6 protein-coding genes are annotated in these 7,126 nt (G+C 43.1%); all 6 read right to left on the minus strand.

The window, feature by feature from the left end; genetic code table 11:
* Positions 1-86: 86 nt before the first annotated feature.
* Positions 87-650, minus strand: coding sequence for an alkyl hydroperoxide reductase subunit C (ahpC, locus tag B4H32_RS10180; RefSeq protein WP_004677913.1), 564 nt, complete (start codon positions 648-650; stop codon positions 87-89).
* A gap of 677 nt (positions 651-1,327) precedes the next feature.
* Positions 1,328-3,340 (minus strand): alpha/beta fold hydrolase, encoded by a 2,013-nt coding sequence (locus B4H32_RS10185; RefSeq protein WP_286802784.1) that lies wholly within the window; start codon positions 3,338-3,340, stop codon positions 1,328-1,330.
* A 116-nt stretch (positions 3,341-3,456) separates the two neighbouring features.
* Positions 3,457-4,365 carry an ABUW_2363 family tetratricopeptide repeat lipoprotein gene (locus tag B4H32_RS10190; RefSeq protein WP_286802791.1) on the minus strand — a complete coding sequence of 303 codons (909 nt, stop codon included), beginning with the start codon at positions 4,363-4,365 and terminating at the stop codon, positions 3,457-3,459.
* A 136-nt stretch (positions 4,366-4,501) separates the two neighbouring features.
* On the minus strand, positions 4,502-5,314 hold the full coding sequence (gene cysE / locus B4H32_RS10195; protein ID WP_004681014.1) for a serine O-acetyltransferase: 813 nt from the start codon (positions 5,312-5,314) through the stop codon (positions 4,502-4,504).
* The gene (locus tag B4H32_RS10200) at positions 5,307-6,143 is read right to left on the minus strand and encodes an RNA methyltransferase (protein WP_004681012.1); all 837 of its coding nucleotides are present in this window, start codon (positions 6,141-6,143) and stop codon (positions 5,307-5,309) included. Before B4H32_RS10200 ends, cysE begins: the two co-directional genes overlap by 8 nt.
* Positions 6,144-6,156: 13 nt before the next feature.
* Positions 6,157-7,126: OB-fold nucleic acid binding domain-containing protein (locus tag B4H32_RS10205; protein WP_286802799.1), on the minus strand; the 970-nt coding region annotated here is incomplete at its 5' end.

Here is a 7,126-nt window from a genome sequence, read left to right on the forward strand (position 1 = left end):
AGCGGATAAGAAATTTATATAAAGGTAGATAAAAAGAAACCACCCTAAAAAGAGTGGCTTCTGACGAGGTTGTTCAATCTAAAGAATTAGATTTTACCCACTAGGTCGATAGATGGAGCAAGAGTTGCTTCACCTTCTTTCCATTTCGCTGGGCAAACTTCGCCTGGGTGGCTTGCTACGAATTGAGCAGCCTTAAGTTTACGTAAAGTTTCTGATACATCACGAGCAATAGCATTGTCATGAATTTCAGCAGTTTTGATTACGCCTTCAGGGTTGATGATGAACGTACCACGTAAAGCTAAACCAGCTTCTTCGATATGCACATCAAAAGCACGTGTTAATTGATGTGTAGGATCACCGACTAATGGGAATTGAGCTTTACCTACAGCAGGAGAAGTTTCGTGCCATACTTTGTGAGAGAAATGGGTATCAGTTGTTACGATATAAACTTCTGCACCAGCTTTTTGGAATTCTGCATAGTTTTCAGCAGCATCTTCAACTTCTGTTGGACAGTTGAATGTAAATGCGGCAGGCATGAAAATAAGAACAGACCATTTACCTTTAAGATCAGCGTCAGTAACTTGAATGAATTCACCGTTACGGAATGCATCAGCTTTAAATGGTTTAACTTCAGTATTAATTAAGCTCATCATTGTCTCCATGATTGAGGTTTTATTGAGAGGCTAATGCCTTACTTGTTTACGAGGTCTAGAATAAATAATTTTTAGTTATTGGGGAAATAGTATTTTTACATGACTAAAATCGGAAAATTGAATGAATCAATATAAAACGATTTTCACCCTAAGATATAAGCTTATTTGACTCCAACAAGATGAAGTAAATATAACGAATATCTAAAACTAACTTGTATAACAACATGCAGTCTATAGTATTAAAATTCAAGGGTAAAATTGAAAAAATCTAAAAATATATAAAAACAAAGATATATAGCTAAATTCTAAAAATATAACGCCAATCTCAACTTAAAATATTTGAATTTTATAATTTGAAACGACCTCATTCGAGTCTGGATAAAATGACTCCAGATGAGTTTTAGTATGACCAGCTACCACAACAAAATAAGGTAGCTTAACTAGAGCAGAATATCACTTATAAATAAGCTTTTAGTTGTTCAAACAAGTGGGACCACCTCTTGCCGCAGGCGTTGACATTATTCGGGTGGGGATGTTCCTTAATGCCAAATATGGGATTCTGGTAACATTTTAGTTCAGCTTTAAATAGTCCTAAACATATCTGATCTTTAGGATATATGATTTAGCTAAACTTAATAATAAGCCCAAACAGGATTTGGGCTTATTGGATTGGGTTAAGGTTTATATAAACCATGATCAACAAGGTGCTGGCGCAGGATTCGTCGTAATTCCAGAATTGCTTCTGGCGTTTCCTGAATCGAGTGGCCGCCATGAATGATTTTTTCAGAAACAGCACCATCTAAATGGGCGCTTTTATAAGGCACAATCCCGTCAGTAATTACATTAGGGTCGTCACTCTTGGTGATGTTGCCCATAATTGAATGGAACACCAGACCTTTTTCTGGTGGAATATTGGCAGTCAATTCCATGAACTTGGACTTTTTGCTCAAATCACTTGGACCATTCTGAATCACGTCATTGGTTAGGGTTTTTACGAAATCTTTCAGGTCAACATCATCACTGGTCAAGGTATCTGCCAATGTGGTAAGGAATGTTGCAGGCAGGCGAATAATCTTACGTGCAGCCAGAGTAAACCAGCGATCCGCATAATCTGTCCCACGATGTGGTGCGGCCAGGAAAATGGCACGGTCAAAGTTGGTGATCGGTTTCATTTTCAGCCGTTCACCAATCACGGGATCCTTTCTCAAGCGGGTCTGTTGGAGATTGTTCATCATCGCCAGGGCCTGTTTGGAAATGTCGGCATCACTGACCAGTAAACGACTAATAATTCCGCCCATACTATGTCCAATCAAAACAGCGTCTTTCGCAGCCACATCTTTAGGATTGACGGTGGAAAAGGCTTGCTTGAGCAGGGCATATATCTGGAAACGGCTTTCCAGAATCGGCATGTTGGTTGAATAAAAAACTTGCCACACCTGATAATGTTCACGTAGTACAGCATCCCCCATAATGTCGTTGGTCACGGCAATCCATGCTTCAGGGCTACTGGCCAGACCATGCACCAGTACAATGATCTTCTTGTTGGGATTGTAGGGTTCCAGCATATAGAGATGCGGCATGGTTAAATGCTGCTCACGGTCAATCAGCGTTAGGTATGCTGCCGCACCCAGATTATTTTCAGCCAGCCATAAACCATAGGGTGCGGAAAAATTGGCAGCTAATGAATACGGCTGGCCTGCGATATTGACCTTGTCAATGCTATACGGGTCATAGACCTTAATCTCAAATTCAGGGCTGGTTAAAACATCATTCACTGAAGCGGTTGGTTTTTTCGGCTGGGCAATAATGGTTGCCGCCAGATAACGGGCCTTGTGAATGTTTGGATTAGTACCTTTTGGATAATGATAGGTTAAAGGGTTAAGAATATATTTATTGTCATGCTGTGATGCATCACCAGAGGGAAATACCGCAACAAAGTCGGAGCCGAAACCGTCACGGCGGTTAATGGCCCTTAAACCAGAGAAATTCATGTTATAGCTTGAAATAAACTTCTCAAGCTTCATGTCCTGTAACCGTTGATAGGACTGAATATCAACGGTATAGGTGCTGTTAGCAATCTTAATGGTTGGGGTGATATTGGTGGTGGGATTTCTTAGACTATGCACATTGACCAATTGGATCAGCGCCTGATTGTAAAAATCCCGAATCTGAACCTGTCGGTTATCAAAAATCCGTTCCTGTGGCTTTCGGGAGGTTTTAAATAAATAGGCATAACTATAGCGGATACTTTTATCCAGATTTTCCAGTTGTTGGTCTAGACAGTTCTCATAATTTTTCTGGATAATTTTTTGGTCATCTTCAGACTTATGTTTGGTCAGCTTACTTATTTTACATTCAGATGAATCTGAAAGTGCCATGGATTTGGCCAGATAAAGTTCACTTGCTGTTGAGAGTAACTGTTCATCCAATATTTGCGGAATTTTATGTAGGTCGGCAATACATTCATTCGGTGTCTGTGAACAGACTCTGGCTTCCTTGCCCGACATGGACAGGACATTGAGGCTGGCTTCACTTAATTTTTTCTGGGTTAAAATACTGTTACGTTCATTGGCAATGGTGACATCAATCGCCTGTTGTTTAAGGCTGACTACCTGACAACCGCTCATGACCATCGTGCTCAGCAGGGTAATAATAAATAGGCGACAATTTGGAGTAAATGCGAGCATCGGAATTCAGCAAATTAAGTACGAAGATTAGAGCTATAATACGAAAAACGGTTGCTTTTTCAATCGGTATAAAAAATAGACTGCTTAGAGCAGTCTATTTTTACAAAAAATCTGGATCAGTTTAGCACTTGCCATACATTCCAGCGTTTACCAGATTCCACTTCGCTAATAAGGCGGTCAGCCACTTCAGCTTCATCTGGATATTTCACTTTATAGTTCTTTAAGGTCTGGATGGCATTTTTCTTTTGTTCTAACCAAAGAAAGTTGTTTGCGGCAGAAAGATAGGCTTCCTGTACACCACCTTTAATGGCCTTGTCTAAATATGGAATTGCCTCACGTTGACCACCGCCTTCAGACAAACCAAAACCAAACCAGAAGTTGGTTTCAGGGTCATTTGGACTGATCGCCAAAATACGCTGTGCATAATTCAGGGATTTGGTGGTGTACGCTGTTCCGAGGTCCATATTGCGTGCCATCACACTGGCTTTAAAGGCACGGGTCAACACATCCAGTGATGCATTTGGCTGTTCGGCCAGAGCATCCAGCTTTTGTGTGGTTTCTTTTAATTTAGCTTCGTAACCTTTACGTTCCTGACGGTCATGGAAACGTGGTGGATAGTGACGGGCCTTGCCTTCAACCAGTTGCAGAAAATCATCAATTTCAGTCACATCAACTTCATTATCGCCTGCAAGCACGCCATATCTCATGCTGCGCTGTTTGCTGTTGACCGTTGGCACAATCAGTTTGTTCACTTCAAGTGTGGTTGATTTTGATGGGTCATTCTGTAGGCTTACCACCATTTTGGTCACAGGCTGTGCTGCTGCATCCTTAATTGCAAGCTCAAAACTTGGTGGCGCATCATAATTAACTGGATTCAAAGCATAAAAAGGTGGTGTTGGGTCTGGTTCTTTAAAAACAAAAGGCTGGGGTGCTGCTGCCACTTCCTTTTTTACAACAGGTGGGGTACCACATGCAGTTAAAACAGAAGTTGAAAGTACAAGTAATGCCAAAGGCTTAAAATTCATGCTTTACATCCATTAATTTTAGTGAATTAACTAGGTGGGTCGTTGGTTTTACCAGTCTAGGAAAAGCAAAACCAACTTGCAACGAGAAGCTTGTTACATTTCTTTATAAATAAGGCCTATTGATACCTATCTCTTATTATGTGGCAGATGTTTTGGTTTGGGCTTCACATTCACGCCTAACTTCCTCAATAATTTTTAGCTCTTCCTTGCTAAAAGGTTGAGTGGTTGCTTTCTGACCTTTATAGGTCGGGTCAAGTAAAGAAAGACGCTGGCATAGAACATTCATGCGCTTTTCATTTTGCTGCATTCGATCCAGTAACACCCGAATACCTTCCAGTAAAGGGTCTGTTTGCTCCTGAGTGGTGGCATAAGGCTGGAAACCGATGCTTTCAGCATAATCACGGCGGCGTGCTTCATCCTGCTCAATCTGGGTTTTATCCTTGAAAATGTATCGTGCAGGGTTGCCAACGGCGGTTACGCCCTCAGGAACTTCCTTGGTTACCACCGCATTTGAACCGACTTTTGCACCTTTATGGACGGTAAAGGGACCGAGGATTTTAGCACCTGCGCCCACCACCACACCATCTTCAAGCGTGGGGTGGCGCTTGCCTTTATTCCAAGTGGTACCGCCAAGCGTAACACCATGATAAAGCGTGACATCATCACCAATTTCGGCAGTTTCACCAATCACCACACCCATGCCATGATCGATAAAAAAACGTTTGCCAATTTTTGCGCCAGGATGGATTTCAATACCTGTGGCAAATCGGCTAAAAGAGGAAAGCAGGCGGGCGCAGCCTTTGTATTCTTTTTTCCATAGTTCATGTGCCATACGATGCATGATTAACGCATGAATCCCTGGATAGGTGGTGAGGACTTCCAGCGTATTGCGTGCAGCAGGATCACGTGCAAATACAGCCTGAATGTCTTCTTTAAGCTGTTTAATCATTGGAATGATCCTCCGTTGTTTTTTTCCATGAACCATTGGCTAAGGCCTGTACGCGGCTAAAGATTCCACGTAACAAATGATATTCCATACGATCTAATTGTATCCTTCCGAATAAACGGCGCAAGCGTAACGGCAGTAAACGGGGATTAGTTGGGTCTAAAAACTCAATTTCAGTCAGCATTTTTTCCAAATGGGGATAAAACTCTTGCATTTGCTGCTGCGTGACCAAAGGCTCATCCCACTGCATGCTTTGTTGTTGCTTGAGCTGCATGTGGTCATCAGGTGTTTGCGTAGCGGGTGCATTTTGTTCAAGGGAAGCCATACGCAGTTCATAGCATACCACCTGAATTGCCTGCGCTACATTTAACACACCATACTCAGGATTGACTGGAATGGTCAGGTGGTAATTGGCAAGGGCCAATTCTTCATTGGTGAGTCCACGGTCTTCACGGCCAAACACAATCGCGATATTTTGTTGTTGGCTGGCTGCCTGCAAGGCTTCTTTAGCCGCAGGGCGAACATCGAGTAGTGGCCACGGAATGGTTCGGCTGCGGGCACTGGTTCCAAAAACCAGATGGCAGTGCTGAATGGCCTGTTCCAGCGTTTCCACAATTTCAATCTGCTCAATTAAATCCTGTGCGCCTGCAGCAAGGGCATCAATGTCAGGATGCGGATATGTCTTTGGTGCAACAAGCACAAGCTTGGAAAGTCCCATGGTTTTCATGGCACGTAAGGCACTGCCGATATTGGCGGGTAGCGTGGTGTTCACCATCACAATACGCACATGATCCAAATGTTTGGACACTTGATTTTGGTCAAACAGGTTCATAGATTATCCAAAATTAAGAATATTGGGAGACTTCGGCTTGATAGAGGTCTAAAGCTTCGTCCATTGACATATTGTCAGGAGGTGGCGCAACAACCGCAACTTTTGGCGTTTCAACCACTTTGGCAGCTTTAGACTTGACCTGATATTCGATGTAAATCGCATCCTTGCCGAAATAGTCACGCAGTTTAGCGAGTAGCTCGTCAAGTGGGGCAACTTTCCATTGTGCGCCCAGCAGCAGTTCAGCGCTTGCAAAACTTTGCTCAAGCTGGATTTTCACCCCAATATGCTGACACATATCAATGTTGCAGTAAGGCAAAAGCATGCCTTGCAGATCTTTTGCCAAAGATTTACCCATCAGGTCATGTGCCAGGCGAATCTGAATGTTCTGTGCCCGTTTTTGCCGTATTTCATTTAAATTAAATGCCTTGCTTAAACGTGCCATCGGGCGGTCAAAGCCCTCACGTTCATAAATCTCACCCTCAATCACCACCACCTGTTCCAGTTTGATAATGTCTTTATGGCGCTGGAAACGTTCATGATTGCAGCTGATTTCAACACGGGCAGTGCCATCATCCAGGGTAATCATAATACGGTTCGGGAAGTTGGCAATATCCACCACCAGACCCGCAAAAATGCTGGTGACACCCCGTCTTGTTGGCGTCAGTTCGTTTAGTTTTACAGAAACAAATTGCTTGAGTTCAGCACGATAGATATCAATCGGGTGACCTGTTAAATACAGGCCCAGCGTATCTTTTTCACCTTTTAAACGGACTTCATCTGACCACGGTTTGACAGGTTTGGCTGGTTTACGCTGAACTTCCTCAACCTCACCAAACAGGTCCATAATTCCCGTTTCACGGTTGCTACGTGCCTGTTCAGCCGCCTGGACCGCTTCTGGAAGCTGTGCCATCAGGCTGGAACGTTCAATGCCCAGACAATCCAGCGCACCTGCACGGATCAAGGCTTCAAGTGTGCGTTTATTG

The sequence above is a fragment of the Acinetobacter sp. UBA2063 genome (assembly GCF_002333245.1).
Taxonomy (GTDB): Bacteria; Pseudomonadota; Gammaproteobacteria; order Pseudomonadales; family Moraxellaceae; genus Acinetobacter; species Acinetobacter parvus.